The sequence below is a fragment of the Roseomonas sp. F4 genome (genome assembly GCF_053891155.1).
This window is the reverse complement of the sequence record NZ_JBSSHK010000003.1, coordinates 19,490-45,605: the sequence shown is the minus strand read 5'-3', so window position 1 is coordinate 45,605 and position 26,116 is coordinate 19,490. Positions and strand designations below refer to the sequence as shown.

Annotated in this window: 24 protein-coding genes; 11 read left to right on the top strand and 13 right to left on the bottom strand. The window is 71.1% G+C overall.

Features of this window, described 5'->3' with window-relative positions; all coding sequences use genetic code 11:
• Positions 1-57: 57 nt before the first annotated feature.
• The 3 genes from ACVFYP_RS12520 to ACVFYP_RS12510 all read right to left on the bottom strand — a co-directional run bounded on the left by ACVFYP_RS12520 (position 58) and on the right by ACVFYP_RS12510 (position 1,835).
• Positions 58-492, bottom strand: coding sequence for a DUF2946 family protein (locus tag ACVFYP_RS12520; protein ID WP_499200522.1), 435 nt, complete (start codon positions 490-492; stop codon positions 58-60).
• A gap of 65 nt (positions 493-557) precedes the next feature.
• Positions 558-950 (bottom strand): DUF2946 family protein, encoded by a 393-nt coding sequence (locus tag ACVFYP_RS12515; protein WP_499200521.1) that lies wholly within the window; start codon positions 948-950, stop codon positions 558-560.
• A gap of 69 nt (positions 951-1,019) precedes the next feature.
• Positions 1,020-1,835 carry a helix-turn-helix transcriptional regulator gene (locus tag ACVFYP_RS12510; protein ID WP_499200520.1) on the bottom strand — a complete coding sequence of 272 codons (816 nt, stop codon included), beginning with the start codon at positions 1,833-1,835 and terminating at the stop codon, positions 1,020-1,022.
• Positions 1,836-1,932: 97 nt separating this feature from the next.
• On the opposite strand from ACVFYP_RS12510, the gene ACVFYP_RS12505 reads away from it, so the two are divergent.
• Positions 1,933-2,814: an SDR family oxidoreductase gene (locus ACVFYP_RS12505; RefSeq protein WP_499200519.1), complete on the top strand. Its 882-nt coding sequence runs from the start codon at positions 1,933-1,935 to the stop codon at positions 2,812-2,814.
• Between the two features lie 90 nt (positions 2,815-2,904).
• Here the strand turns inward: ACVFYP_RS12505 and ACVFYP_RS12500 are convergent, their stop codons facing one another.
• Together ACVFYP_RS12500 and ACVFYP_RS12495 are read right to left on the bottom strand one after the other, a co-directional pair.
• Positions 2,905-3,999 (bottom strand): aldo/keto reductase, encoded by a 1,095-nt coding sequence (locus ACVFYP_RS12500; protein ID WP_499200518.1) that lies wholly within the window; start codon positions 3,997-3,999, stop codon positions 2,905-2,907.
• 32 nt (positions 4,000-4,031) lie between these two features.
• A complete protein-coding gene (locus tag ACVFYP_RS12495; protein WP_499200517.1) occupies positions 4,032-5,018 on the bottom strand; it encodes an MBL fold metallo-hydrolase in 987 nt (328 codons plus the stop codon).
• Positions 5,019-5,133: 115 nt separating this feature from the next.
• Here ACVFYP_RS12495 and ACVFYP_RS12490 point away from each other — a divergent pair, with 115 nt between their 5' ends.
• From ACVFYP_RS12490 to ACVFYP_RS12475, 4 genes are all read left to right on the top strand, one after another.
• The gene (locus ACVFYP_RS12490; RefSeq protein ID WP_499200516.1) at positions 5,134-6,048 is read left to right on the top strand and encodes a LysR family transcriptional regulator; all 915 of its coding nucleotides are present in this window, start codon (positions 5,134-5,136) and stop codon (positions 6,046-6,048) included.
• Positions 6,049-6,170: 122 nt separating this feature from the next.
• Positions 6,171-7,148 carry a Bug family tripartite tricarboxylate transporter substrate binding protein gene (locus ACVFYP_RS12485; RefSeq protein WP_499200515.1) on the top strand — a complete coding sequence of 326 codons (978 nt, stop codon included), beginning with the start codon at positions 6,171-6,173 and terminating at the stop codon, positions 7,146-7,148.
• A gap of 44 nt (positions 7,149-7,192) precedes the next feature.
• On the top strand, positions 7,193-8,473 hold the full coding sequence (locus tag ACVFYP_RS12480) for a hydroxymethylglutaryl-CoA reductase, degradative (protein ID WP_499200514.1): 1,281 nt from the start codon (positions 7,193-7,195) through the stop codon (positions 8,471-8,473).
• Between the two features lie 37 nt (positions 8,474-8,510).
• Positions 8,511-9,932: an aminotransferase-like domain-containing protein gene (locus ACVFYP_RS12475; RefSeq protein ID WP_499200513.1), complete on the top strand. Its 1,422-nt coding sequence runs from the start codon at positions 8,511-8,513 to the stop codon at positions 9,930-9,932.
• 5 nt (positions 9,933-9,937) lie between these two features.
• Here the strand turns inward: ACVFYP_RS12475 and ACVFYP_RS12470 are convergent, their stop codons facing one another.
• Together ACVFYP_RS12470 and ACVFYP_RS12465 are read right to left on the bottom strand one after the other, a co-directional pair.
• On the bottom strand, positions 9,938-11,263 hold the full coding sequence (locus ACVFYP_RS12470) for a sensor histidine kinase (RefSeq protein WP_499200512.1): 1,326 nt from the start codon (positions 11,261-11,263) through the stop codon (positions 9,938-9,940).
• 11 nt (positions 11,264-11,274) lie between these two features.
• Positions 11,275-11,985: a response regulator gene (locus ACVFYP_RS12465; RefSeq protein ID WP_499200511.1), complete on the bottom strand. Its 711-nt coding sequence runs from the start codon at positions 11,983-11,985 to the stop codon at positions 11,275-11,277.
• A 155-nt stretch (positions 11,986-12,140) separates the two neighbouring features.
• On the opposite strand from ACVFYP_RS12465, the gene ACVFYP_RS12460 reads away from it, so the two are divergent.
• The 3 genes from ACVFYP_RS12460 to ACVFYP_RS12450 are packed head-to-tail and all read left to right on the top strand — an operon-like array spanning position 12,141 to position 14,349.
• Positions 12,141-12,794, top strand: a complete 654-nt coding sequence (locus ACVFYP_RS12460; RefSeq protein WP_499200510.1) for a class I SAM-dependent methyltransferase — start codon at positions 12,141-12,143, stop codon at positions 12,792-12,794.
• Positions 12,791-13,414 carry a DedA family protein gene (locus ACVFYP_RS12455; protein WP_499200509.1) on the top strand — a complete coding sequence of 208 codons (624 nt, stop codon included), beginning with the start codon at positions 12,791-12,793 and terminating at the stop codon, positions 13,412-13,414. The genes ACVFYP_RS12460 and ACVFYP_RS12455 overlap by 4 nt, the downstream gene beginning before the upstream one ends.
• Positions 13,411-14,349 (top strand): alpha/beta hydrolase, encoded by a 939-nt coding sequence (locus ACVFYP_RS12450; RefSeq protein WP_499200508.1) that lies wholly within the window; start codon positions 13,411-13,413, stop codon positions 14,347-14,349. The genes ACVFYP_RS12455 and ACVFYP_RS12450 overlap by 4 nt, the downstream gene beginning before the upstream one ends.
• Here the strand turns inward: ACVFYP_RS12450 and ACVFYP_RS12445 are convergent.
• The 6 genes from ACVFYP_RS12445 to ACVFYP_RS12420 all read right to left on the bottom strand — a co-directional run bounded on the left by ACVFYP_RS12445 (position 14,336) and on the right by ACVFYP_RS12420 (position 23,212).
• Entirely contained in the window at positions 14,336-15,307 is a 972-nt protein-coding gene (locus ACVFYP_RS12445; RefSeq protein ID WP_499200507.1) for an SDR family oxidoreductase, read from the bottom strand. The two genes, ACVFYP_RS12450 and ACVFYP_RS12445, sit on opposite strands and share 14 nt — an antisense overlap.
• A gap of 29 nt (positions 15,308-15,336) precedes the next feature.
• Positions 15,337-17,652 carry a xanthine dehydrogenase family protein molybdopterin-binding subunit gene (locus tag ACVFYP_RS12440; RefSeq protein ID WP_499200506.1) on the bottom strand — a complete coding sequence of 772 codons (2,316 nt, stop codon included), beginning with the start codon at positions 17,650-17,652 and terminating at the stop codon, positions 15,337-15,339.
• A gap of 10 nt (positions 17,653-17,662) precedes the next feature.
• Positions 17,663-18,154: a (2Fe-2S)-binding protein gene (locus tag ACVFYP_RS12435; protein ID WP_499200505.1), complete on the bottom strand. Its 492-nt coding sequence runs from the start codon at positions 18,152-18,154 to the stop codon at positions 17,663-17,665.
• A gap of 330 nt (positions 18,155-18,484) precedes the next feature.
• Positions 18,485-20,101, bottom strand: coding sequence for a hydantoinase B/oxoprolinase family protein (locus ACVFYP_RS12430; protein ID WP_499200504.1), 1,617 nt, complete (start codon positions 20,099-20,101; stop codon positions 18,485-18,487).
• Positions 20,101-22,185: a hydantoinase/oxoprolinase family protein gene (locus ACVFYP_RS12425; protein ID WP_499200503.1), complete on the bottom strand. Its 2,085-nt coding sequence runs from the start codon at positions 22,183-22,185 to the stop codon at positions 20,101-20,103. Before ACVFYP_RS12425 ends, ACVFYP_RS12430 begins: the two co-directional genes overlap by 1 nt.
• Before the next feature lie 40 nt (positions 22,186-22,225).
• On the bottom strand, positions 22,226-23,212 hold the full coding sequence (locus ACVFYP_RS12420; RefSeq protein ID WP_499200502.1) for a Bug family tripartite tricarboxylate transporter substrate binding protein: 987 nt from the start codon (positions 23,210-23,212) through the stop codon (positions 22,226-22,228).
• Between the two features lie 223 nt (positions 23,213-23,435).
• On the opposite strand from ACVFYP_RS12420, the gene ACVFYP_RS12415 reads away from it, so the two are divergent.
• The 3 genes from ACVFYP_RS12415 to ACVFYP_RS12405 are packed head-to-tail and all read left to right on the top strand — an operon-like array spanning position 23,436 to position 26,111.
• Positions 23,436-24,329 carry a LysR substrate-binding domain-containing protein gene (locus tag ACVFYP_RS12415; protein WP_499200501.1) on the top strand — a complete coding sequence of 298 codons (894 nt, stop codon included), beginning with the start codon at positions 23,436-23,438 and terminating at the stop codon, positions 24,327-24,329.
• A 56-nt stretch (positions 24,330-24,385) separates the two neighbouring features.
• Positions 24,386-25,087, top strand: a complete 702-nt coding sequence (locus ACVFYP_RS12410; protein ID WP_499200500.1) for a GntR family transcriptional regulator — start codon at positions 24,386-24,388, stop codon at positions 25,085-25,087.
• Between the two features lie 52 nt (positions 25,088-25,139).
• Positions 25,140-26,111 (top strand): Bug family tripartite tricarboxylate transporter substrate binding protein, encoded by a 972-nt coding sequence (locus ACVFYP_RS12405; protein ID WP_499200499.1) that lies wholly within the window; start codon positions 25,140-25,142, stop codon positions 26,109-26,111.
• The last annotated feature ends 5 nt before the right edge of the window (positions 26,112-26,116 follow it).

Sequence of the window (26,116 nt, the reverse complement as noted above, 5' to 3'; positions counted from 1 at the left end):
TGTCTCTCCGATTTTGTCGTGACGAAAGGCATCCGGCTCGGGGCCGGAGGGGCGTCGTCAGGCGATCGGAGGGGCGCGGGGCTGTTGTGGCGGGGCGCGCGGCGGGAAAGGCGGCAGGCCGGCCATGCGGCGCGGTGTGGGCAGGATCGCGAAGGTCGAGCGGATGGCCAGCGCGGTGGGCGGCGCGGGCAGGATGGCCAGGGGGCCGAGGCCGAGGGCGCAGCATTCCATCGCCTTCACTGGCTCGATGGGCTGGCCCTCCGCATCCAGCAGCAGGATGCGGATGCCGTCATGTGTGCAGATTTCGACCGCCTGGCTATCGGCCAGCCGCGCCATCCCCCGCGCATGCGCCATCGGGGTCGCCATCCATTGGCACAGCAACAGGCAGGCCAGCAGGCAGGCGATAAGGCCCCGGCCGCGCCAGGGCATCGACCGGGCGGGGGCCGAAACCCGCCGCGCGGCCATGGCGCTGCCGCCACCTGCTCCCACCATCCCAAACACCCCCAGCTCCAACAACGACGCCCCAGACCGCAGGCGGCCGGGGGCGCAGCAAGACGTCAGAGGTGAGTTGGGGGACCTGTGGGGCGGTAGGGCGGCGCGCGCGCACCCAGTGGCAGCACCGAGCTGCGCGAAACACCTGGCACATCAACCGCAATGAGCCGCGGAGCCGGCACCTCGACAGGGGGCGCCAGGTCCGCGCTCGGCAGCACGTGGCAGGCCAGGCAGAAATCCGACACGGCCTGCTGCGGTGTGCCGCGCCCATCCTGGTCGGGATCGGACATGTCCATGGTGACCAGCCCGTCGCTGGTGCAGATCACCATCTGCAGCGCCCCCGGCATCGCCGGGCCCTGCACCGCCAGGCGCGCGCAATGGGCCATCGCCAGGCCGCTCTGCAAGCAGAAGACCAGTGCGAAGATCAGCCGGAGCGTGCGGGCTGCCAGACGGGACATGCGGGCTTCTTGCCTTGCCTTCTCCCCGACCGCAACCGGCCGCTTACAATGGCGCCCTGGTCGATCACGTCAGGCGGGCGCGATCAACGCCCTGATCCTGTCGGCATCCTCGCGGCGTGTCGGGGTGAAGACCAGCATGGTCAGGTCCGGCCGGCCATCGACCGCGAAGGCCGAATACTCCAGCGCGATCTCACCCAGGGTCGCATGGCGCAGATGCTTGATACCGTCGCTGAGGCCGCAGACATCGCCCTCATCCCAGATCCGCGCAAAATCCGGGCTGGCCTGTCGCAGCTCCCGCACCAGCTCCTCGGCGGTGTCCCTCGCCCCGGCGCGTGCGATGCCGGCCCTGAAAACCGCGACCGTCATGCGCGCGACGCCCTCCCAGTCCAGGTTCATCGCCCGCGATCGGGCATCGAGGAAGACGCGGCGCAGCACGTTGCGCTCCTCCGGCGGCAGCATGCCGTAATCGGTGAGCACGGCGGCGGCGGCAGCGTTCCAGGCGATGACATCCCAGCGCATGGTGGCGATGATCGCCGGGCTCGCCCCCATCGTATCCAGCACGCGTTGAAGCCGCGGCGAAATCTCGCCCGGCGGCCGATAGCGCACCGCGGGCAGTCGCCCGAGTCCGAGCAGGAACAGATGGTCGCGTTCCGCATCCGTCAGCAGAAGGGCGCGCGCCACGCGGTCGAGCACCGCCGCAGATGGCGCCCCGCCGCGCCCCTGTTCCAGCCAGCTGTACCAGGTTGCGCTGATGCCGGCGCGCTGGGCGACTTCCTCCCGCCGCAGCCCGGGCGTGCGGCGCCGGCCGCCCGCCACGCCGAGCGCCGCCGGATCGAGGCGCTCGCGGCGTTCCCGCAGGTAAAGTCCCAGATGAGGCTCGGCCATCGCGCAATCCTGTTGGTCATTATACCGGGATAACGTCTCGTCTTTTATGGCATGTCGGCGCCGCGCATATCCGCCGCAACAGGATCGGAGAGAGGATATGCAAGTATTCGTGACAGGCGCCACGGGCTGGATCGGACGGGCGGTGACCGCCGATCTGTTGGCCCACGGGCATCGGGTGCTCGGACTGTCGCGCTCGGCGGAGAAGGGCAAGGCGCTCGCCGCCATGGGGGCCGAAGTGCTGTCGGGCACGCTCGATGACCTCGATGCGCTGGGCGAGGCAGCGCGGCAGGCCGATGCCGTGGCGCATATCGGCTTCAACCACGATTTTTCGCGCTACGCCGAGAATGCCGCGCAGGACCAGCGGGTGATCGGCGCGCTGGGTGCGGCGCTGCGGAGAACGGGCAAGCCGCTGGTGGTGACGGGCACGCTCTCCGCCTTGCAGGTGCACGGGCGCGCCGCGACGGAGGCCGACTTGCCCGTCGCCGATCCCGCCCTGCCGCGCCGCTCCGAAATCGCGGCGCGAGCCCTGCAGGATGTGCGCGTCACCTGCCTGCGGCTGCCGCATTCCGTCCATGGGGTCGGCGAAACGCATGGCTTCGTGCCGATGCTCATCGACCTCGCGCGCCGAACGGGCGTCTCCGCCCATATCGGCGAGGGGGCGAACCGCTGGCCCGCGGTGCATGTCTCCGACGCCGCGCGCCTGTATCGCCTGGCGCTGGAGACCGAGGCGACGCAGCCCGCCTATCACGCGGTGGGGGAGGAGGGCGTGGCCTTCCGCCAGATCGCGGAGGCCATCGGCCGCAAGCTCGGCCTGCCGGTCGCGCCGCGGGAGGCCGCGCATTTCGGCTGGTTCGCCGGCTTCGCGGGGGAGGATATGGTGGCTGACAGCACCGCCACCCGCGAAGCCCTGGGCTGGCAGCCGGGCGGCCCCGGCCTGCTCGCCGATATCGCGCAGCCGGGTTACTACGCCGGCGCGTGATCCGCGCCCGGGCGGCGCATGATGACCGGCACGTTACCCGACCTCTTGCGCAACCCGGCCGATGCTCTTCCCCGCTGACCCCTGGCTCCGTCACCGCGTCTGGGTCAGCCGTACCCTGGCACGGGCCTGGGCGGCGCGGATCAGGCCCTGGTACATCCCGTCCTTGCCCGGATACCAGGGCATCCGGCCGATATCGCCGAAGCCCGGGATCGTCTCCATATGCGCCACCATGCGGCGGCGCATGGCCTGGTCCGGCAACGGGCCACGCAGGGCCTGCAGGGCCTGCAGGTTGTCGGTGACATGGTCCGGATTGGAGGTGCCGCAGAGAACGCAGGTGACGGCCGGATGGCCCATCACCCATTTCAGGAAGAACTGCGCCCAGCTCGTCGCGCCGATCTCGCGCGCGAAGCCGGGCAGGGGCACGCCCTCCACCACCCGCATCAGGCGGGCCTTCTCCAACGGCAGGTTCACCAGCACGCCCACGCCACGATCGGCTGCGGCGGGCAGCAGCCGGTCCTCGGCACCGCGAGAGAAGATGGAGTAGTTCGTCTGCACCACGTCGACGCCGCCTGCCTCGACGATCCGCGCCAACTCGTCCTGCGCGGCCGTCTCGTGATGGGTCACGCCGACGTGCCGGATCAACCCCTCCTGCTTCCAGGCCTGCAACAGCGGCAGGATGACGGGGGCGTTGACGATGCTGTGGCACTGCATGATGTCGATCGAGGCGCGCCAGATGCGCAGCCGGGACTGTTCCAGGCTCGCCAGCGCATGGCTCTCATCGCCCAGGTATTCGCCGGTCGACCAGATCTTGTTGGCGACCAGAACCTCCGGCGCCTCCGGCAGGCCGGCGAGGAAGGCGCCGACGCTGACTTCGGCGGAGCCGTAGAGCGGGGAGGTGTCGACCAGGCGCCCGCCGCCGGCGACGTAGCGCCGCAGCACCTCGCGCAGCGCGTCGCGCCGGTCGCCCGGCTTCAGGTCGTAGGTCAGGAAGGTCCCGAGGCCCAGCGCCGTTACCGTCTGGCCGGTCCGCCCGATCCGCCGCGTGAGCACCGGTGTTGCGGCCGCGGTGGCGGGCGTGCCGGCGCCGGTCTGCGCAAGCGCGCCAGGCGCGCCGGCCAGGGTCGCGCCGAGCGCCGCGGCGCCGAGAAAGCCACGCCGGCCGGCGGGGGAGAACTGATCGGTCATGGCGTCGCCTTTCCTGTTGGAATCCTCGCGCATCAGAACTGCCAGGCCGCCGGAACCCAGGCGTAGCCGGCCTCGGTCTTCAGCAGGCGACCCACACCGGGGAAGGGGTAGTGGAAGCCGAGCACCGGGATGCGGTCGGTCGCCGCCCTGTCGAACAGGCTACGGCGCGCCGTCAGCGCGGCCTCCGGATCGCGATCCGGCCCAGGGCGCCAGGTGCGATCCACGTTGATCACGGGGTGGTAGGCGAGGTCGGTGGTCAGCAGCAGTTGGTCGGTCCCGGAATGGACCAGGAAGGCTGCCATGCCGGGCGTGTGGCCGGACGCCGCGATGGTGGCGAGGCCGGGCAGAATCTCGGTGCCGCCCTCATACAGCTCGACGCCGGCGGCCACGGGCTCGACGCTGCGCTTGATGGCTGCGGCGAAGCGACGGCGGAAATCCTCCGGCACGGGCATGTAGGACAGGTCCGGCTCGCCGCGCACGAAGAAGGCCCAGTCCGCGCGCGGCATGAAAACCGTGGCGCGCGGGAAGGCCCGGCTGCCATCGGCGGCGCGGAGATTGCCGACATGGTCGGGATGGGTGTGGGAGATCACCACCGCGTCGATATCGGCGGGGCTGAGCCCGATGGCCGCGAGATGGGCAAAAAGCCGGCCGCCATTCGGCCCCATGGTCTGCCCCGCGCCCGCCTCCAGCAGGATGCGCCGCCCGCCCGTCTCGATCAGCAGCGTGTTCAGGTTCAGGGTCAGGTGATCGGTCGGCAGGAAGGCGCGGCGCAGCGTGTCCCGCAGCGCATCCTCCGGCGCATCGATGGCATAGATCCGGGGCGGGCCGCCGATCAGCCCGTCGCTCAGCACCGTCGCGGCGATCTCGCCGACGCGGAAGCGATAATGGCCGGCGTTGCCGCCTGGCGGCACGGCGGGTTGCGCAATGGCCTGGCGGGCAATGCCCCCCGTCCAGAGCGCGGTCGCGCCGGCCATGGCGCCCAGCGCCGTCCTGCGTCGATAGCCCATCACATCCTGCATGCGGCGTCTCCTTCATCCGTGGTCACGCCAGGTCTGGCGCGCTGCCGAGATGACCCTGTCGACGTCTGCGCATAACCGCTGTTAATCTGCACAGCTTGATAAGCTGGGCTTTGCAATGCCGCCGCTTCGTCTCGACAGTCTGGATGCCTTGGCGGCGGTCATCCGATGCGGTGGCTTCAGGGCCGCGGCGGCGGAGCGTGGGGTTTCCTCCTCCGCCCTCAGCCAGACGGTGGCGGCGCTGGAGGCGGCGCTCGGCATCCGCCTGCTGAACCGCACGACGCGCAGCGTCGCCCCGACCGAAGCCGGGACGCGCCTGCTGGAGACGCTGGCCCCGGCGCTGGACGACATCAGGCTGGCGATCGCCGAGCTCGACCACCTGCGGGAGAGTCCCTCGGGCAGCGTGCGCATCAACGCGCCCGGGCCCGCGGCGGACCATGTGCTCTGCCCCCTCGCCTTCGACTTCATGCGGCGCCACCCGCAGGTGAAGGTCGAGATCATCAGCGATGCGGCCATCGTCGACATCGTCGCGCGGGGCTTCGATGCCGGCGTGCGTTTCGGGAAGCAGGTGGCGAAGGACATGATCGCGGTGCCGCTGGGACCATCCCTGCGCTACGCCATCGTCGCCGCGCCCGAATACCTGCGGCGGCGGGGCGCGCCCGACACGCCGCACGACCTGGTCCGGCACGACGGCATCCGCCGCCGCTTCCCCGGCGGAACCCTTGCCACCTGGCGCTTCGAAAAGGACGGCGAAGCCCTCGACGTCACGCCGGAGGGACGCCTGACGCTCAGCTCGGCACAACAGGAATTGCAGGCGGCCCTGGCCGGCCAGGGCATCGCGCATGTGTTCGAGGACTATGCGAAGCCCCATGTCGCGCGCGGCGACCTGGTCGAGGTGCTGCGCGACTGGAGCCCGAAGCTGCCGAGCTGGTTCCTCTACTATCCCAACCGGCGCCATACCGGCGCGGCGATGCGCGCCTTCCTCGACCACCTCCGCGCCTATGACTGGCTTGCGGGCGCGGACAGGCCTTGAGCGCTCGCCGTCGCACTGTCCCAGCAAGAATCGGCCGCACTGTCCCTTCTGCCTGGCGCTCGATTGGGACACTCATGGGGCAATGACAAAGTCCTAGGAGGGACGCGCCCATGGAACACCCCATGCAACGCCGCACCATTCTCGCCGCCGGCCTCGGCCTGCCGGCCCTTGCCTTGTCACGCCGCGCCCAGGCGCAGTCCGGCGCCTGGCCGAACCGCGCGGTGACGGTGGTGGAGGGCTATCCCCCCGGCGGCGTCACGGACCTCGCCTCCCGCGCCGTGGCGGACCGCATGGCGCGGGAATTCGGCGTGCCCGTGGTGGTGGAGAACCGGCCCGGCGCCGCCACCTCCGTCGCCGCCACCTATGTCGCCCGCGCCCGGCCGGATGGCTACACGCTGGTGATGGGCACCACGACGCTCGCCATCAACAACACCCTGCAGCCGACCCTGACGCCGCGCGACCCGGGCCGCGAGCTCGACCCCATCGGCATGGTCTTCCGCACACCCTTCATCCTGCACGTGCATGAATCGCTTCCGGTCCGGACGACGGCGGAGCTGATCGATTATGCCAAGGCCAATCCCGGCAAGGTGCTCTTTGCCTCCCCGGGCACCGGGGCCGTCAGCCATCTGTGCCTGGAGCTGTTCAAGGCGCGCACCGGGATCGACATCGTGCATGTGCCCTATCGCGGCGGCGCGCCGGCGGCGCTGGACCTGCGGGCTGGCCGCGTCCATGCGATGTTCCAGGCGCCGCAGGAAGCCGCGCCCACGCTGCGCGACGGGGTCACGCGCGGCCTCTCCGTCACCGCGCCGACGCGGCTGGCCGACTATCCCACCCTGCCCCCGATCAATGAGACGATCCCGGGCTTCGAGGTCTTCTTCTGGCAGGGCCTGTTTGCCCCCGCCGGCACGCCGGCCGCGGTGATCGAGCGGGCCGGCGCGGCGCTGCGGGCCGCGACGGATGATGCCGCCAACCGCGCGCGGCTGGCGGAACAGGGCGTCGAGCTTCTCTCCGGCGATGCGCAGACCCTGCGCCGGACGCTGGCGGAAGACACGTCCCGCTGGGGCAACCTCATCCGCGAGGCCGGCATCCGCCTGGAGTGAGGTTCGCGCCCGCTGCCTTCCCTGCCCTCCCACAGGACTGGACCATGTCCCTGAGCAACCTGACCTCCCGCATTTCCGGCTTCCACCGCATGACGATGGAGGAACGCCTGGCGGCGGTCGCGGCCTTCGCGGGCCTGGATGACACGGCGGTGCAGCAACTCCGCCGCGCCGGCAATATCGATCCGCATCTCGCCGACCACATGATCGAGAATGCGGTCGCGACCATCGCCATTCCGGTCGGCGTCGCGACGAACATGAAGGTGGATGGGCGGGATGTGCTGGTGCCGATGGCGACGGAGGAATCCTCCGTCGTCGCCGCCGTCTGCAACTCCGCCCGCCAGTGCTACGACAGCGGCGGCTTCGTCACCTCGCTGTCCGGCAATCTGATGATCGCGCAGGTGCAGCTTGTGGGCCTCACCGATCCCGGCAATGCCCGTCTGCGGATTCTTGAGCACCGGGAGGAGATCGCGGCGATCTGCGATGGCTGCGATCCCATGCTGGTGAAGCTCGGCGGCGGGTTCCGGGACCTGGAGGTGCGCCTCGTTCCCTCCAAGGGCGGGACCATGGTGGTGACGCATCTCATCATCGACACGCGCGATGCGATGGGCGCGAATACCGTCAACACCATGGCGGAGACGCTGGCGCCTTCGATCGAAAACTGGACCGGCGGCAAGGTGTTTCTGCGCATCCTGTCGAACCTGGCGGATCGCCGCCTGGCGCGCGCCCGCGCGGTGTGGCCGGTGGAGGCCATCGGTGGTGCGGCGGTGCGCGATGGCATGATCGCCGCCTACCAGTTCGCGGAGGCCGATCCCTATCGCGCCGCCACGCACAACAAGGGCATCATGAATGGCGTCTCCGCCGTGGTGCTGGCCACCGGCAACGACACCCGCGCGGTGGAGGCCGGCGCCCATGCCTATGCCGCCCGCGATGGCCGCTACACCAGCCTCACCACCTGGGAGGTGACGGCGGATGGCTCGCTCGCCGGCATGCTGGAGATGCCGATGCCCGTGGGCCTGGTCGGCGGTGCCACAAAAATCCATCCGACGGCGCAGGCCTGCCTGAAGATCCTGGGCGTCAGCTCCGCCGCAGAACTCGCGCGCATCATCGCCGCCGTCGGCCTCGCGCAGAATTTCGGGGCCATCAAGGCGCTGGCGACCGTGGGCATCCAGCAGGGCCATATGGCGCTGCACGCCCATAACGTCGCCATCGCCGCCGGTGCGGTGGGGGCGGAGGTGGAGAAGGTCGCCGCACTGCTCGTCGCCCGTCGCCAGGTGCGGCCGGACGTGGCGGCGGAGGAACTCGCGAAGCTGCGCGGGACGGCCTAGCTTCCCTGGCCCAACCGGGCGGCAGGGGATGGCAGGGGTGAGCGCGCAGGACAGGGAACGCCCGGCGACCCGCGTCAGCGAGATCGTCGAGCGTGTGGCGGATGCCATCGACCGCGGCCTGCTGAAGCCCGGGGAAAGGCTCGCCTCCGTCCGCCGCGCGGCGGAGGACCACGGCGTCTCCAAGAACACCATGGCGGAGGCCTATGACCGCCTGATCGCCTCCGGCCATCTGGAGGCGCGGCGCGGCGCGGGCACCTTCGCCGCCGCCGCTGCCCGCTCCGCGCATACGCGCGTGCCCCCCCATCTGGCGGAGGCGATCGACACCGTCTCCCTGCTGCGGGAACAGCTGGAGGCGCAGCACAAGGTCCGGCCGGGCGATGGCCGGCCCCCGCCGGGCTGGATGGAGGGGTCGGAGCTGTCGGCCCAGTTCGCCGGCGGCAAATGGCGGCCCGGCGGCAGCCTGGAGCACGGCTATGGCAGCTCCTGGGGCTTCCTGCCGCTGCGCGAGCGCATCGCCCTGTCGCTGGTGGAGCGCGGCATCTCCTGCGCGCCCGAACAGGTGCTGACGACGATGGGCGCGAACCATGCGCTCGACCTGGTCATCCGCCACATCGCGGAGCCGGGCGACACGGTGCTGGTGGATGATCCCGGCTACTATCCGCTGTTCGGCAAGCTGCAACTGGCACGCCTGCGCGCGGTGGGTGTCCGGCGCCTGCCGGACGGCCCGGACCCGGATGAGTTGTTGGCCCTGCTCGCCAGGCACAGGCCCAAGGCCTTCTTCACCCAGTCCCTGGCGCATAATCCCACGGGGGGCAGCCTCTCCCTGGCCGTGGCGCATCGCGTGTTGGGGGCGGCGGAGCGCCATGGCGTGACGATCGTGGAATGCGATCCCTTTGCCGACATCCTGCCCGCGACCAGCACAAGGCTGGCCGCGCTCGATGGACTGCGGCGGGTGATCAGTATCGGCACCTTCTCGAAAACCCTCTCGGCCTCGCTGCGCGTCGGCTATCTCGCCGCTTCGCCCCCGGTGGTGGCGGCGCTGAACGATGTGAAGATGCTGACGGTCGTCTCGACCTCCACCTATGCCGAAGGCTTCGTCGCCCATCTCATTCAGGGCGGCCACTATCTGCGGCACCTGCGCCGCCTGCGGCGCCGCGTGGAGGCGGCAACCGCCCTGGCCGTCGAGACGCTCGCCAAGGCCGGCTGGCCGGTGCCGCTGCCGCCGGGTGGTGGGCTCTACCTCTGGGTTCCCTTCCCCCAGGGACTGGACGAGGCGGAGATCTGCCACCGCGCCTCGGCGGAGGGCATCTTCCTGGCACCTGGTTCCATCTTCCGACCCGAACCGGACCAGCAGGCGCGTCCCGCCATGATGCGGGTCAACGTCGCCTATGCCAGCGATCCGCGCTTTCTGGCATTCCTGGCGGAGTCGGCGGCCTGGGCAAAAACCCGGCCGCGTTGATCCGCTCAGGCCGGCAGCACCACCCTCGCCCGCAGCCCCCGCGCGGCCCGGTTCTCCAAACTTGCCGAGCCGCCATGCGCCACCGCGACGGAGCGTACCAGCGCGAGGCCCAGTCCGATGCCGCCGGTGGCGCGGTTGCGCGATTTCTCCGTGCGATAGAACGGCTCGAACACCCGCTCCAATTCCTCGGGCGGCAATCCTGGCCCGTTATCCTCGATCTCCACCACCGCGGCGCCATCTTCCCGGGTCAGCCGTACCCGTGCCGCGCCGCCATAGGTCACGGCATTGTCGATCAGATTCGTGAACAGGCTCCGCAGCCCGATATCATCGGCATGCAGCACCACATCGGGGCCTTCCTCCAGGCTGACATTGCGGCCGGTCTCGGCCATGTCGTCGGCGATGCTCGACAGCAGCGAGCGCAGTTCCTGTGGCTGGCGCGGACGCTGTGCATGCGTCGCCTGCACGAAGGACAGCACGGCCGCCAGCATGCCCTGCATCTCGGCGATATCAGCCTCCGCCCGGCTGCGGATCGGCTCCGGCACGCGCTCCAGGCGGAAGGTCAGGCGCGTGAGCGGAATGCGCAGGTCGTGCGCGATCGCGCTCATCATGTTCAGCCGGTCGTCCACATAGCGGCCGAGCCGCCCCTTCATCTCGTTGAAGGCCAGCGCCGCGCCGCGCAGCTCGCGCGGCCCGTCCGGCTCCAGGTCGGGCTCGCGCGGATTGCGGCCCAGACGTTCGGCGGCCTCGGCGAACTGGCGGATCGGCCGCGCCAGCCAGCGCGCGACCAGCCAGGCGCAGGGAATCGCGAAGAGGATGGTGCCCAGCAGCCAGATGGTCGCCAGCGCCACGCGGCTGCGGAAGAGCGAGCCGGAGGGATTGGCCACGCGCCAGCTTCCATCCTCCAGCAGCCGGGCCAGGGTGATGCCGCCGGAGAAGTCCATCGTCGCCATTTCCCGGATGCCCGGATCGTCACCGCCATCGGCGATGCGGCGCGCGGCATAGGCGGTGCCCTTCAGCGCCTGCAGCATGGAGACGAACTGCACGCGCAGATGATCCTCCGGCAGCCCCAGCCGCGCCGCCATCACGTCGCGGATCGGCGCCAGCAGCGGGTCCTGCACGGGCACGTCATGCGCCGGGATGTCGCGCACCTCCACCCCGCGCACGTATCCGCCCTTCGCCAGCGCCTGCTGCATGGTCTCGAAATTCACCGGGCCGAGCGGCACCGGCGGCCAGATCGCGAAAACCGCCAGGTTCAGCAGCTGCACCAGCAGCACGCAGGCGATCACGATGCCGGCGCTGCGGACGACGAGGGGAACGGCCTTGGATGGCAAGGGCATGTCTCCTAGCAGCGCCGGGTGGCGGGGACGAACATATAGCCCTCGCTGCGGATGGTGCGGATCAGCTCGTCGCCGCCGGCGCGCAGCTTGCGCCGCAGCCGGCTGACCTGGACATCGACAGCGCGGTCGAAGGATTCGCTATCGGGTCCGCGCGCGGCATCCAGAAGCTGGTCGCGCGTCAGCACGCGACGTGGGCGTTCGACGAAGGCCTTCAGCATGAACAGCTCGCCATCGGTCAGGTGCACCAGCACGCCGGCGGGGTCGCGCAGCTCATGCGCGCTGAAATCGGCGGTCCAGCCCAGGAAGCTGACGCGATGGGGCCGGAAATCCTCGCCCATGGCGCGCGCGCCGCGGCGCAGCGTGGCGCGGACCACCGCCAGCAGCTCCGCCGGGCTGCTCGGCTTGCCGACGTAATAGTCGGCGCCGGCATTCAGCCCCGCGATGCGGTCGGGCGGCGTGTCCAGCGCCGAGAGCATCACCACCGGCGGATGCGGGCCGCCGGCCAGGCGCTGGCAGGCGGACAGGCCATTCTCCCCGGGCATCAGCACATCCAGCAGAATCAGGTCCACCGCCTCGGCGGCCAGCACGCGCGCCATGCTGCGGGCATCGGGCGCGTCCAGCGTGCGGAAGCCATGGCCGCGCAGGCTCTCCCCGATCACCTCGCGGATGCCCGCATCGTCATCCACCACGAGCACGGTGTGCCTGCCGTCATCCATCGCAGCTGCCTTTGCAGAATGGGGCACCGGATCAGGCGCGGATGTTTCTGGCGGATGTCCGCCAATGCGCCGCAGCACAGCATAGGAGGAAACATCACAGACACGAAGCCGCCCCACGGTCCGCCGCAACACAACCGCTTGGCCGAGGTTTCCGAATGCCGCTCGATACCGCCAACCAACCCGCGCTGCACGATACGACGCCCAGGCCTGAACGGCATGACAGCCCCGGTGCGGGCGACAACCTGCTGTTCTTCAAATCCTGGATGCAGGCGCCGCTGCGCGCCGGCGCCTTCAAGCCGAGCAGCCCCGACCTGGCGCGCGCCATCGCCGCCAGGGTCGACCCCTCCATTCCCGGCCCGGTGATCGAGCTCGGGCCAGGCACCGGCGCCGTCACCCGCGCGCTGGTCGAGCGCGGGGTGGACCCCGCCCGGCTGGTGCTGGTCGAGGCGGACCCGAATTTTTGCGCGCTGCTGCGGGAGCGCTGGCCGCAGGCTAGCGTGTTGCAGGCCGATGCCTGGGACACGCCGGCCCTGCTGCGGGATTTCGACAGGCCTGTCGCGGCTGTGGTGGCCGGGCTGCCGCTGCTGATCCGCCCGCCCTCGCAGCGGCTGCGGCTGGTCATGGGCTGCCTGCGCCAGGCGGTCCGCGGCGCGCCCTTCGTGCAATTCACCTATTTCGTCAGGTCGCCCGTGCCCGCGCCGCGGCCGGGGCTGCGCGCGCATGGCTCCGGCATGATCTGGTGGAACCTGTGGCCGGCGCGGGTCTGGACCTACCGCCTGATGGGCCCGCAGGCCGTCGCAACGTGGTGAGCGGGCTGGATGCGCTGCTGCGCGCGGCGAGCCTGGAGGCGGTGTTCCTCGCCGCCATGATCGAGAAGTTCCTGCCCATCCTGCCCTCCTACGTCCTCTATCCGGCGATCGGCATCGGGGCCGATGACCTGTGGTCGCTGGCAGCGCGCTGCCTGGTGGCCATGGCGGGATCGCTGGGCGGCGCGCTGGCCTGGTACGGGCTCGGCGCCTGGGTGGGGGAGCGGCGGACGCTGTCGCTGGTGACCCGCCATGGCCGCTGGCTGCTGCTCTCGCCGCGTCTCTATGGCCGGCTGATGGCGGATTACCGCCGGCGGCCCGGCTGGCTGACCCTGCTGGGGCAGCTCATCCCCACGGTGCGGATCTTCCAGGCGCTGCCGGCCGGCGTGCTGCGGCTGCCGCTGGTGCCCTTTCTGGCCGCCACCGCGCTGGGGTCACTGGGCTGGATCGTGCTGCTGGCCGGCGCCGGCCATTTGCTGCATCGCCAGGGCTGGACGGCCGGCGAGGCCGGCCTCGCCATTCTGGCCGCGCTGCTGACCACCGAGGGAACGGCCGCGCTGCTCGCCTGGTTCTGGCGCCGGCGTCGCGCATCGCCCGCCCTGCAACCCTGGAGACTGTCATGACCGAACAGCCCCGCCGCGTCACCTTCCGTAACGGCCCGAACGAGATCGTGGGCGCGCTCTGGCTGCCGTCCGAAGGGCAGACGGGAGCCTCGCGTCCGGCCTTGGTTCTCGCCACGCCGGGCAGCAGCGTGAAGGAACAGATCGGCGCCAATTACGGCCGTCGCCTGGCCGCGCGCGGCTATGCGGCGCTGACCTTCGACCCCTCCCACCAGGGCGAGAGCGGCGGCACGCCGCGAGACCTCGAGGATCCGGCGACGCGGATGGAGGATCTGCGCTGCGCGATCGACTTCCTGGTGACGCTGCCCTGCATCGATGCGGATCGGCTCGGCCTGCTCGGCATCTGCGCCGGTGGCGGCTATGCGGTGGGCACGGCGCTGACCGAACGCCGCATCAAGGCCCTCGGCACCGTCGTAGCCAGCGATATTGGCCGCGCCTTCCGCCGGATGCAGGCGGAGGCCGGCACGACCGAGACGCTGCTGGAGGCGATCGGCGCGGCGCGCACGGCGGAGGCACGCGGTGCCGCCCCGCGCCGCGACCCCTGGATCCCCGACAGCCCAGCGGAGGCCGAGGCCGCCGGCCTCCGCGACCCGGCCACGTTGCAGGCAGTAGACTACTACCGCACGCCCCGCGGCCACCATCCGCGTTCCACCAACCGGCTGCTGTTCCGCAGCCACGCCCTGCTGCTGGGCTTCGATGCCTTCCACCTGGTGCCGGATCTGCTGGTGCAGCCGCTTCAGGTGATCATCGGCGGCGTGCCGGGCAGCACCCGGTCCGACGAGGATGGCCGGAGGCTGTGGGCCAGCGCGCCCAACCGGCGCGACCTCGTGGTGATCGAGGGCGCCGGTCACTACGACCTCTACGACAGGCCGGTCTTCGTGGACCAGGCCGTGGCGAGCCTGGACGGCTTCTTCGCCGCCAGCCTCAGCCGAAGCTGAGGCCTGTCAGCTTCCGCGATTCCTCCCACAGCCGGCGCGCCGTCTCCGCATCCAGGGCCTGCTCCGGCACAGCGGCCGGCGCCGGAGGACCGCGCAGCTCGCTGATCCCGCGCGGCCCGTAATAGCCGCCGTCGCGGGCCGCAGGGTCGGTCGCGGCGAAGAGCGTGGGCAGCGCGCCCTGCGCCGCGGGCTGGAACAGGAAGGGCAGAAAGCGGCGGATGAGGCCTGGCAGGCTGCCGCGCCCCGCCCCGTTCGGCAGCAGATCGGTGCGGGAGACGCCGGGATGCGCGGCCAGGCTCTCCACCCCCCAGCGCTGCGCCGCGCTGCGCCGGCTGAATTCCAGCGCGAAGAGCAGGCAGGCGAGCTTCGACTGGGCGTAGGCGGGCATCGGCCTGTAGGCCCGCTCCGCCTGCAGGTCGTCGAAATCGATCGCCCCGCTGCGCGCCGCGATGCTGCTGAGCGTCACCACGCGCGCGCGCCGGCTGCGCCGCAGCAGCGGCAGCAGATGCGCCGTGAGGGCGAAGTGGCCGAGATGGTTGGTGCCGAATTGCAGCTCGAATCCATCCTGCGTCAGGCGGCGCGCCGGCGGCGTCATCACGCCGGCATTGTTGACCAGGATATCCACCCGCTCGGCTTCCCGCGTCAGCGCCGCGCCGAAGGCCGCGACGGAGTCCAGGCTGGCGAGATCGAGCCGGAGGAACTGCGCCTCCGCACCCGGAATCGCGGTGGTGATGGCGGCGACCGCCGCCGCGCCCTTGCCGGGATCGCGGCCGGCGATGACGATGCGCGCGCCGGCCACGGCCAAAGCGAGCGCGGTCTCATAGCCAAGGCCGCCGGTGCCGGTCACCACGGCCAGCCTTCCATGCTGCGGCGGAATGTTCTGGGCCGTCCATCGTGCGGCGGCGGTCGTTGTGGCGGGGCGGCGGTCGGTGTCGTGGGTCTGCGTGGCTGTGGTCATTCTCGGGTCTTTCTCGTTCTGAAAGGGCGTCACGATGCGGCGGGCTCCGGTGGCAGCACGCGCCGTGTCTGCCCCGCGTCGATGGTTTCGGTGACCGCAAGGGGCAGGGCGCGCAGCCGGCGGCCCGTGGCGGCGTGGATCGCATTGGCCAGCGCGGCGGCGACCGGGACGGTGCCGGGCTCGCCGGCGCCGCCGGGCGGCAGGTCGCTGTCGAGGATCTCCACCACCACCTCCGGTGCGTCGCGCAGGCGCAGTGCCGGAAAGTCATGGAAATTGGATTCCACCACCGCGCCGTCCTGGATGGTGATGCGGTTCATCAGCGCCGTGCCGAGGCCGAAGAGCAGCCCGCCCTCCATCTGCGCGGCGACCGAATCGGGATTCACCACGATGCCGACATCGACGGCGCAGAAGACGCGGTCCACGATGAGCTCGCCATCCGCGGCGACCGTCACCTCGACCACCTGCGCTACCACACTCTCGTAGCACTGCTCGATCGCGACCCCACGGCCGCGCCCCGCCGGCAGCGGCACCTCCCAGCCGGACATCGCCGCGACCCGGTCCAGCACCGCTCGGTGGCGCGGGTTGTCGCGCAGCAGGGCGCGCCGATAGGCGAGCGGGTCCTGGCCGGCCGCATGGGCGCATTCGTCGATGAAGCATTCGGAGAAGAAGGTGCCGAAGGAAAAGCCGTTGGAGCGCCAATAGGCGATCGGCAGATGGCTCGGCACGTGATGGCTGCGCAGGCGCCGGGACGGGATGGCGTAATGCGCCTTGTGCAGGCCCTCGACGGTCCAGTAGTCACCCTCCGGGCTGCGCGAGACGCCGAGGTTGCGCGCGACGGTCGATTGCCCGACCGATTGCGCGGCGACCATGGCGTCATAGGCGCGCGGCAGCCCGTCCGGCCCGAGCGCGGCGCGCAGCCTGGCGGCGGCGTGGCTGCGGAACATGCCGCGGCCGATATCCTCCTCCCGCGGCCACATCAGCTTCACCGGGCGGCCGCGATGCCGCGCGGCGAGGAAGGCGGCCTGGGTCACCACATCCATCTCGCTGCGGCGGCCGAAGGCGCCGCCATTCATCGTGACGTGGCAGGTGACCTCGCTGAGTTCCACGCCGGCCCAGCCCGCCCCGCGCTGCACGCCCCAGCGCAGGCTGGTCGGCGACTGGGAGGGCATCCAGGCCTCCGCCGTGCCATCCTCCCGCACCAGCACCGTCGCGTTCATCGGCTCCATGCAGGCATGGGTGACGAAGGGCACCTCGTAGCGGGCCTCGACCAGCCCGGTCGGCTGCGACGGGAAGGCCGCGCCCTGTGCGAGGTGCTGGTGCGGGTCCTCGCCCTCAAGCGCCCGGTGCAGCCGGGCCGTGAGCGCGCGGCCCGAGACCCTGTCCGCCTCCGTGCGCGTCCAGGCCAGTTCGAGCTGTCCGGCGGCCTGCTCAGCCTGCCACCAGGAGGCCGCGACGACGGCCACGCTGCGCCCGTCGATCACCGCGACGTCGAGAACGCCTGGCGCGGCGCGGATCGCTGCCTCGTTGGCGATACGCGCGACCCCCGCCCCATGTACCGGCGCCTGGCGGATGCTGGCATGCAGCAGGCCCGGCAGCGTCACGTCGGCACCGAAGACCGGCGCACCCCGGACTTTTGCGGGTAGATCGAGACGGGGTTGCGACCGGCCGATCAGCCGCCATGCGGCGCGGGGCTTGAGCACCGGCGCGCGCGGCGGCGGCAGCAGCGCGGCGTCCCGCGCCAGCGCCGCATAGGGGATGCTGCGACCGCTCGCCGCGTGATGCACCGCCGCATCGGCCGTGCTGAGCTGCGCCTGCGGCACGCCGAGCCGCGCGGCGCCGGCCGCGAGCAGCATCTGCCGGGCCGCGGCGCCCGCGCTGCGCATCGGGTGCCAGAGCCCGAAGATGGACCCCGAACCACTGGTGACGATCAGCGGCACGGCGGAGATCGCCCGCCGGCCGATCCAGGCCAGGGGCCCACGCGCGTTTTCCGGACGCAGCCCGAGCGGCACCGCCCATTGCGCATAGACGGCGTGCAGCGCGACCGGGTGTTCGACGGAGATGCGCCCGTCGAAGGGAATGTCCAGCTCCTCCGCCACCAGCATGGCGAGGCCGGTGTGGATGCCCTGGCCCATCTCGCTGCGCGGGGCCTGGACCACCACGCGCCCATCGTCGTGGATGGCGAGGAAGGCGTTGAAGACGGCCTGATCGCCGGCGAGGAAGCCGGCGGGCCCATCGACATCGACCGTGGCGAGGTAGCCGGCGCCGGCCACGGCGGCGACGAGCGCCGTGCCGCCGAGGGCCGCGCCGGTGATCAGGATGCTGCGTCGGGAGGGGAGGCGTGCCATGGCGCGGGCCTCAGCCTTCCGCCGGCGCCGCGGCGGCGCGATCCGTGGCCCGCGCCGTGGCGGCGCGATGAATGGCGCGGCGGATGCGCGGATAGGTGCCGCAGCGGCAGATATTCGTGATGGCCGCGTTGATCTCGGCATCGGTCGGATGGGTGGTGCGATCCAGCAGCGCGGTGACCGCGACGAGGAAGCCCGGCTGGCAGAAGCCGCATTGCGGCACCTGCTCCTCGATCCAGGCCTGCTGCACAGGCGAGAGCGTTCCGTCTGCCGCGGCCAGGCCCTCCACCGTGACCACCGAGGCGCCCTGCAAGGTGCCCAACGTCACGAGGCAGGAGGGCGTGGATATGCCGTTCACCAGCACGCGGCAGGCGCCGCATTGCGCGACGCCGCAGCCGTATTTCGCGCCGAGCAGGCCAAGATCCTCGCGCAGCACCCAGAGCAGGGGCGTGTCGTCGCGGCCGGTGATGGTGACGGGCCTGCTGTTGACGATGAGCTGCGTCATGCCGGGCGCCGCCCCTGGCCGGTGGAAAGGCGGGCAGTGGCGTGCAGGGCGTGTGCCTGGGGGCTGTTCATCTTCGGGGTCTCCGGCGTGTTGCGGAGCCCCGAGAATGTCGGCGCTATAATTCTGCCGTATGTCCGGATCCGATGGCCGCCCGCGCCGGCTCCGCTTGCGACCCCGCCTCGCCGCACAGGCGCGCGCGCAAGCCTAGGTTCCGCCGAAACGGCGTACCAACGCGCTGAGGGATTCGTTGCCCAGCCTGCGTCGTGACCCTCTCAGCCACGACGTCGATCGCCTTGCCTGAGGCCGTCCGCCGCGTCCCCGCGCTGACGCTCAGAGCGTGTAGCCGAACTGCCGGTCCGCCTGTCTGGCACCCTCCGGACGTTCCGCGGGACTGCCATGGCCACCGCCGCCCGGCGTCCCCATCAGCACCGTATCGCCCATCGCCAGCACATATTGCCGCTTGGGGTCCACCGCCGCGCCATTGATCCGCAGCATGCCCGGCGCGCCGGGCTCGCCGCCCTCGATGCCGAAGGCCGGGAAGATAGTGCGCTCGGCGAGGAAGGAGACGGCGATGGGGCTCTCGGAGCGGCTCTCGATCAGCACCTCCTGCCCCAGCCCGCCGCGATGCCGCCCGGGGCCGCCGCTGCCGGGGCGCAGACGCTTGTGGTGCACGCGCAGCGGCGCGATGTGCTCGGTGATCTCGACCGGGGTGGAGGAGACGTTGGAGGGCCAGGACAGGCAGGAAATCCCATCGCCCCGCATATTGCCGCCCATGCCGCCATTGAAGAAGAACATATTGGCATAGGGCTTCCCGGCCGCATTCACGCCCGACTGGTTCATGCCCCACATCGGCGATCCGCAGGCCGCCATCACCCGGTCCGGCACCACCTGGCCGAGGCAGCCGAAGACCAGCATCGGCAGGTAATGCCCGATCAGCATGCGCGACCCGCCGGAGGCCGGGAACACCGGGTTGACGATGCAGCCCGCGGGGGCGGTGACGCTGATCGGCCGCCAGGCACCCTCATTGTTCGGCAGCGTGGCGCTGGTGCACACCTTCACGCCGTACATGGTCATCGCATAAGTGTAGCAAAGCGCGCAGTTGATCGCGCGATCCACCTGCGGATCGGTGCCGCTGTAATCGACCGAGATGGAATCGCCCGAGATGGTCAGCGCCATCTTCAGCGTCACCGGCTTGTCCAGCAGCCCGTCGGTCTGCAACTCGCTGCGATAGGTGCCGTCCGGCAGCGCCGCGATGGCGCTGCGCATCGCCGTCTCGCAGCGATCGTGGATCTCGGCCGCCAGGTCGCGCAGATGGGTGAGCGAGGCCTGCTCCATCAGCACCAGCAGCCGTTCCTCCATCAGGTCCAGCGCCACCACCTGCGCCCATAGGTCGCCCATGGTCTGGTCCGGCGTGCGGACATTCTTGCGGATCAGCGCCACCAGCGTGTCGTCCTGCTGCCCCGCGCGCAGCAGCTTCATCGGCGGGATCTGCAGGCCTTCCTCAAACACCTCGCGCGGCTCCGGGCTGCGGATCTTGCCGCCGATATCGGGGGCATGGGCGGTGGAGGCGCTGAAGGCCACCAGCTTGCCGTCGCGGAAGATCGGCTTGGCCACGGTGATGTCCGGCAGATGGCCGGTGCCGAGCCAGAGGTCATTGGTGATCAGCACATCGCCCGGCTGCAACGTCTCCTCCGGGAAGAAGCGGATGAAGTGCTTCACGGTCTCCGGGAGCGTGCCGATGAAGCTCGGGATGCTCTCGGTCGCCTGAACCAGGGACTGGCCGGCGGCATCGGTGACGACGCAGGAGAAGTCGTAGCTTTCGCGCACGAGGGTGGAGAAGCTGGTGCGCACCAGCGCCGCCGCGGCCTCATCCACCAGGGAAATCAGGCGGCGCCACAGCAGCTCGATCTCGACCGCATCGAAGCGGCGCACGGTTTCCGTTTCCATCACGCCAGATGCTCCGCCAGGATCGCGCCATCGGGCAGCACGCGGATGCGCGCGTCGGGACCGACGACGAAGGTGCTTTCATTCTCCTCGAAGACCGCAGGGCCTTCGAGCGTGGTGCCCAGGGGCAAGGCGTAGCGGTCATAGACCGGCGTCTCGATTTCGCCGGCATCGGGGAAATGGACCATGCGCCTGCCCTTCAGCGCGACACCGCCCGTGGTGCCGCCGATCCGCAGCTGGCCGCCGGCGCCTGGCATGGGCGCCGTCACCGCCAGCCGCAGCGCCACGAATTGCGCCGCCGCGCCGGGTGGGGTGCGGCCGAACAGCTGCTTGTAGGCGGCCTCGAAAGCGGCCAGCACGGCGGCCTGGTCCAGCACTTCGGGCAGCGTCACGGTGATTTCCGATCCCTGGCCGACATAGCGCATATCGGCCAGCCGGCGGACGCTGCGGTGCGCCAGATCGGCACCGGTCTCGGCGACGATGGCCAGTGCCTCCTGCTCCAGCGCAGCGAAGGTCGCGTCGATCTCCGCCCAGTCGGCCTGGGCCAGTGGCTGGTTGCGGGAGGCGACGCGGTCGATCCGCGCCGGCGCCATCAGCATGCCTATGGTGCTGCCGGCCCCCGCGCCGGGCGGGCAGACCACGCGCGCGACGCCGAGCTTGCGGGCCACGTTCCAGGCATGCACCGGCGCCGCGCCGCCCGTCGCCAGCAGCGCGTAGTCGCGGGGCACGCGGCCGCGTTCGGCGATGGCGACGCGGGCGGCGCCGGCCATGTTCTCGTTCACCACGTCATGGATGCCAGGTGCCGCGCGCCCGCTGCCAAGGCCAAGCTTTGCCGAAAGTCCCTCCAGCGCCGCGATCGCCGGCGCGGGATCGATCCGCATCGTACCGCCCAGGAAAAAGTCGGGGTTGAGATAGCCGAGCGCCAGGTCGCTGTCGGTGACGGTGGGCTCCGTGCCACCGCGCCCGTAGCAGACCGGCCCCGGCTGCGCACCGGCGCTGTCCGGCCCGACATGCAGCGTGCCGAGTTCGCTCGGCCGCGCGATGGAGCCGCCGCCGGCGCCGATCTCGATCAGCTCCACGGTCGCGATCTGCACCGGCAGGCCGGAGCCGCGCAGGAAGCGCTTGGTGCGCGCGGCCTCAAAACCCCAGGCGACCAGCGGCTCGCCATCGTCCACCAGGGCGAGCTTTGCCGTGGTGCCGCCCATGTCGAAGGCCAGCACGCGGTCCAGCCCGGCATGGCGGCCGAACCAGGCGCCCGCCAGCGCGCCGGCCGCCGGGCCGCTCTCCAGCAGCTGCACGGGCGCGCGCTTGGCCTCCGCCACATGGGTCAGGCCGCCATTCGACAACATCAGGAACAGCCCACCCGGAATGCCGGCGCGCTTCAGCGCCAGTTCCAGCGTGTCGAGATAGGTTTCGGCAATCGGCCGCACATAGGCATTGGCGACGGTGGTCACCGTGCGCGGATATTCGCGGATTTCGGGTGCGATGTCGCAGGACAGCGACAGCGACAGTTGCGGGAAGCGCGCCGCGATGGCCGCCGCCGCCTGCCGCTCATGCACGGGGTTGGCATAGGCATGCAGGAAGCAGATGGCGAGGCTGGTGACGCCCTGCGCCACCAGCTCCGCCACCTCGGCCAGCGCGGCCTCCACATCGAGCGGCACATCGACGCTGCCATCCGGCCCCAGCCTTTCCCGCGCCTCGCGCCGCCAGGGGCGCGGCACCAGGGGCTGCGGCATTTCGAGGAACAGGTCGTAGAGCTCGTATTTCCGCTCCCGCGCGATCTCCAGCACATCGGCGAAGCCGGCGGTGGTGAGCAGGCCGGTCGCGGCGCCTTTGCGTTCGATCAGCGCGTTGGTGAACAGCGTGGTGGCGTGCACCACGCGGCCGATCTGCCCCGCCTGGATGCCGCTGCGGGCGAGCAGCGCTTCCAGCCCGGTGATGGCCCCGCGGGAGGGATCATCGGGCGTCGTGCTTTCCTTCCAGATGGAGGCGCTGCCGTCGGAGGGATCGAGGATGACGAGGTCGGTGAAGGTGCCGCCGATATCGATCCCCAGTGACAGGGAACCGGGCGAGTGCGTTGCAGACATGCGCTTCCTTGGAATGGCGTCGCGAGAAAGAAGAAGGGATTCAGTCGCCGCGGATGTTGTTGGCCTGCACCACCTGGCGCCAGCGCGCGCGGTCCCGCTGGATGCGTTCCTCAAAGGCCGTGCCGAATTCGCCGAGCGGGATCAGCCCGCGCTCGTTCAGCGTCCGCGCCGTCTGCGGATCGGCAACCACCGCGGCGAAGAGTTCGCCGAGCGCCGTGCGGATATGCGGCGGCAGGCCGGCGGGGCCGGCAAGGCCGAACCAGTTGTTGATCTCCATCGAGGGCACGCGCTGGGCCAGCGGCGTCAGTTCCGGCATCAGCGGCGTCGGTTCCTTCGCCGTGACGCCCAGACCCTTCAGGCGGCCGCCCCTGATCTGCTCCGCCACTTCCGCGACATTCGCCACCATCATGTCGACGCGCCCGGCCGAGACATCGAGGGTTGCCGGCGCGCCGCCGCGATAGGGGATATGCGTCATGGTGATACCGGTGGCGCCGCAGAACAGCGCGGCACCGAGATGGTTGATCGAGCCATTGCCGGAGGAGGCATAGGTCGCGGCGCCGTCGCGCGACTTCGCATAGGCGACCAGCCCGTCGATATCGTTGAACGGCGCGTCGGGCCGCACCACCAGCGCCATCGGCGTGCCGGCCAACGCGGAGATGGGCGTCAGTTCGCGATCGAGGTCGAGCGGCACCGGAATGCCGGGGATCGCCGGCAGCACGCTCATCATGCCCATGATGGCGCTGGCGAGCGTCAGGCCATCCGGCGCGGCGCGGGCCGCCGTCTGCGCGGCGATGAAGCCATAGGCGCCGCTGCGCGTCTCGGCAATGATGGTCAGGCCGCGCAGGCGATGCGCGCCCTCCGCCACCACGCGCACCAGGATGTCCACCGCGCCGCCCGGCGGATAGCCGACCAGCACGCGGATGGGCTGCTGCGGTGTCCAGGCGGGCTGGGCGAGCGCCGGCCTGGCCAAGGCGGTGAGGGCGGCGCCGGCAAGGATGGCGCGGCGTGGGTGGCGAATAGAAGGCATCGGCTCATCTCCTGGCAGGATGGGCGCAGCTGGCATGATCTCCCGGCCGCCGGATCCATGCCCGGATGGCTCTGTTACGCTGGGGCGGGATCATGCCTATCCTGCATGGTCCTCCGCGCCGGTACCGGCGGGTCGCCTTGGCTGGGTGGCAGGTTCCGCGCGAAATGGCGGATCGGCAAATGAAACTGCCGCATATCTTCATGCCGGATTGGAATGAACCCCGATGCGCCGCCATGTCCCACCGGTCGCCGCCCTGCAGGCCTTCGAGGCCTGTGCCCGACATCTCAGCGTCTCCCGCGCCGCGGAGGAGCTGCGCCTGACGCAAAGCGCGGTCAGCCGGCAGCTCGCGGGGCTGGAGGATCTGCTGGGGCTGCGGCTGTTCCAGCGCGTGCGGCAGCGCCTGGTCATCACCGCCGCCGGTGCCGCCTATGCGCCGCGCGTGCGCGTCAGCCTGGCACGGCTGGAAGGCGCGACGCTGGAATTGCTGGCGCATCGCGGCGCCGGCGGCACGCTGAACCTCGCCATATCGCCCACCTTCGGCGCCCGCTGGCTGGTGCCGCGCCTGCCGGCTTTCCGGGCCGCGCATCCCGGCGTGATGCTCAATTTCCGCAACTACACCACGCGGCTGCGGCCGCTGGATTTCGCGGCGGAGGATGTCGACGCCGCCATCATGATGTCGGAGACGCCGCCCGAAGGCGTGGTCAGCCACCGGCTGGTGGAGGATGCGCGCCTGCCGGTCTGCGCCGCCGCCCTGGCCGCGCGGCTCCGCGAGCCGGCGGATCTCGCGGGCCATATGCTGATCCAGCAGACCACGCAGCCGCAGGGCTGGGTACGCTGGCTGGCGGAGGCGGGGGTCGAGGGCATCGACGGGCTGCGCGGCCCGCTGTTCCAACACATGGCGATGGTGACGGAGGCGGTGGCCGCCGGGCTCGGCGTGGCCCTGCTGCCGCGCTTCCTGGTCGAGCCGGACATCACCGCCGGCCGGGTGGCGACCCCCTTCGCCCGTGCCCTGGCGGGCGAGGCGGCCTACCGCTTCGCCTATCCCGAGGCGGCGGAGGAGGTGCCGGCCCTGCGGGCCTTCCGCGACTGGCTGCTGGGGCAGGCGCCGGCGGGCTGAGGGACGGGCCATTTTTGGGGCTTGCTGTGTCCATGTATACATGCATTCATAGCGCCATGCGATGGACCACCGACCCACGAGACGAGCTGGAGCGCACCCCCTCCGGCATGACCGCCGCCGAGATGGTGTTCCGGCAATTGCTCGGCGCCATCACCAGCGGCGACCTCGGCGCCGATACGGTGGAGACGGAGGAGCGCCTGGCCGCGCGCTACAAGGTCAGCCGCACGCCGCTGCGCGATGCCGTCAGGCGGCTGGAGCAGTTGCGGCTGCTGATCCGCGAGCCGGGGCGGGGGCTGCGCGTGCCGCCGCTGTCGATGGAGGAGATGCACGACCTGTCGGCGACGCGGGAGGTGCTGGAAGGGCTGCTCGCCGCCTCGGCGGCCGACCGTGTCGCGCGCGGCATGGCGGACCCCGCGCGGCTGCGCGGCATCCATGCCCGGCATATGCGCGTGCTCGGCATCGGTGACGCCGAGCTGACGCTGGCCGTCGGCTTCGACTTTCACGAGGAGCTGCGCCGGCTGAGCGGCAATGCCTCCGCCGCCGCCTGTCATGAACAGGTGCTGCTGGGCTTCGAGCGCTACCGCCACCTCGCCCGCGGCGTGCCGGAACGGCATGGCCGCATCGCCGAGGAGCATACCGAGATCCTGGCCAGCATCGAGGCCGGCCAGGCTGCTTCCGCCGAGACGGCCATGCGGCGCCACATCGCCGCCGGCCGTGCCGTCTATGTCAGCGTGCTGACGGCCACGCTCAAGACCTAAGTCTACCGGGATACCGCCAGGTCGCACGGCTGAACCTGAACGAGGATGAGCCATGTTGCGTCAAATCGTCGCCGCCGCCTTCGCCGTCGCGCTCACCGCGCTGCCGGCCGCCGCCCAGACCCCGCCGGCCTTCCCCGTGAAGCCGGTCCGCATCGTCGTGCCGCTCGCGCCAGGCGGATCGGGGGATGTGCTCGCCCGCCTGATGGCGGAGTATCTCGGTGCGCTGTGGTCGCAGCCCGTGGTGGTGGAGAACCGCCCCGGCGCCGGCGGCAATATAGGCGCCGAATACGTCGCGCGTTCGCCGGGCGATGGCTACACGCTGCTGCTCGGCACGCTGGGCATCCATGGCGCCAGCGCCATCTATCCGCGGCTGAACTACGATCCGGCGAAGGAACTGTCGCCGGTCACCGTGCTCGGCGACCTGCCCAATGTCATCGTGGTGCATCCGGGCGTGCCGGCGCAGACGCTGCAGGAACTGGTCGCGCTGGCGCGCAGCCGGCCCGGGCAGATCAGCTTCGGCTCCGCCGGCAATGGCAGCTCCACGCATCTGGCGGGTGAGCTGTTCATGCTGACCGCCGGCATCCAGATGACGCATGTGCCCTATCGCGGCAGCGCTCCGGCGCTGACCGACCTGGTGGCGGGCAATATCCAGGTGATGTTCGAGAACCTGCCCACCATCCCGCCGCTGGCGCGCGCCCATGCCCTGCGCCCGCTCGCCGTCACATCCCCCGTCCGCGCGCCGGCGATGCCGGATGTGCCGACGGCGGTGGAAGCGGGCGTGGCGGGCTATGTCGCCACCGCCTGGCTCGCTTTGTCCGCCCCGGCCAGCGTGCCGGAGCCGCTGCTGGAACGGCTGAACGCCGATGCCCGCAACGTGCTGGGCACGGCGGCACTGCGCGAGCGGTTGGCCGCGCTCGGCATCACCCCGGTCGGCGGCACGCTCGCCGAATCCCGTGCCTTCTTCGCCAGCGAGACGGTGAAGTGGAACCGGGTGATCGAGACCGCCGGCATCCGGCTCAACTGAGGCTT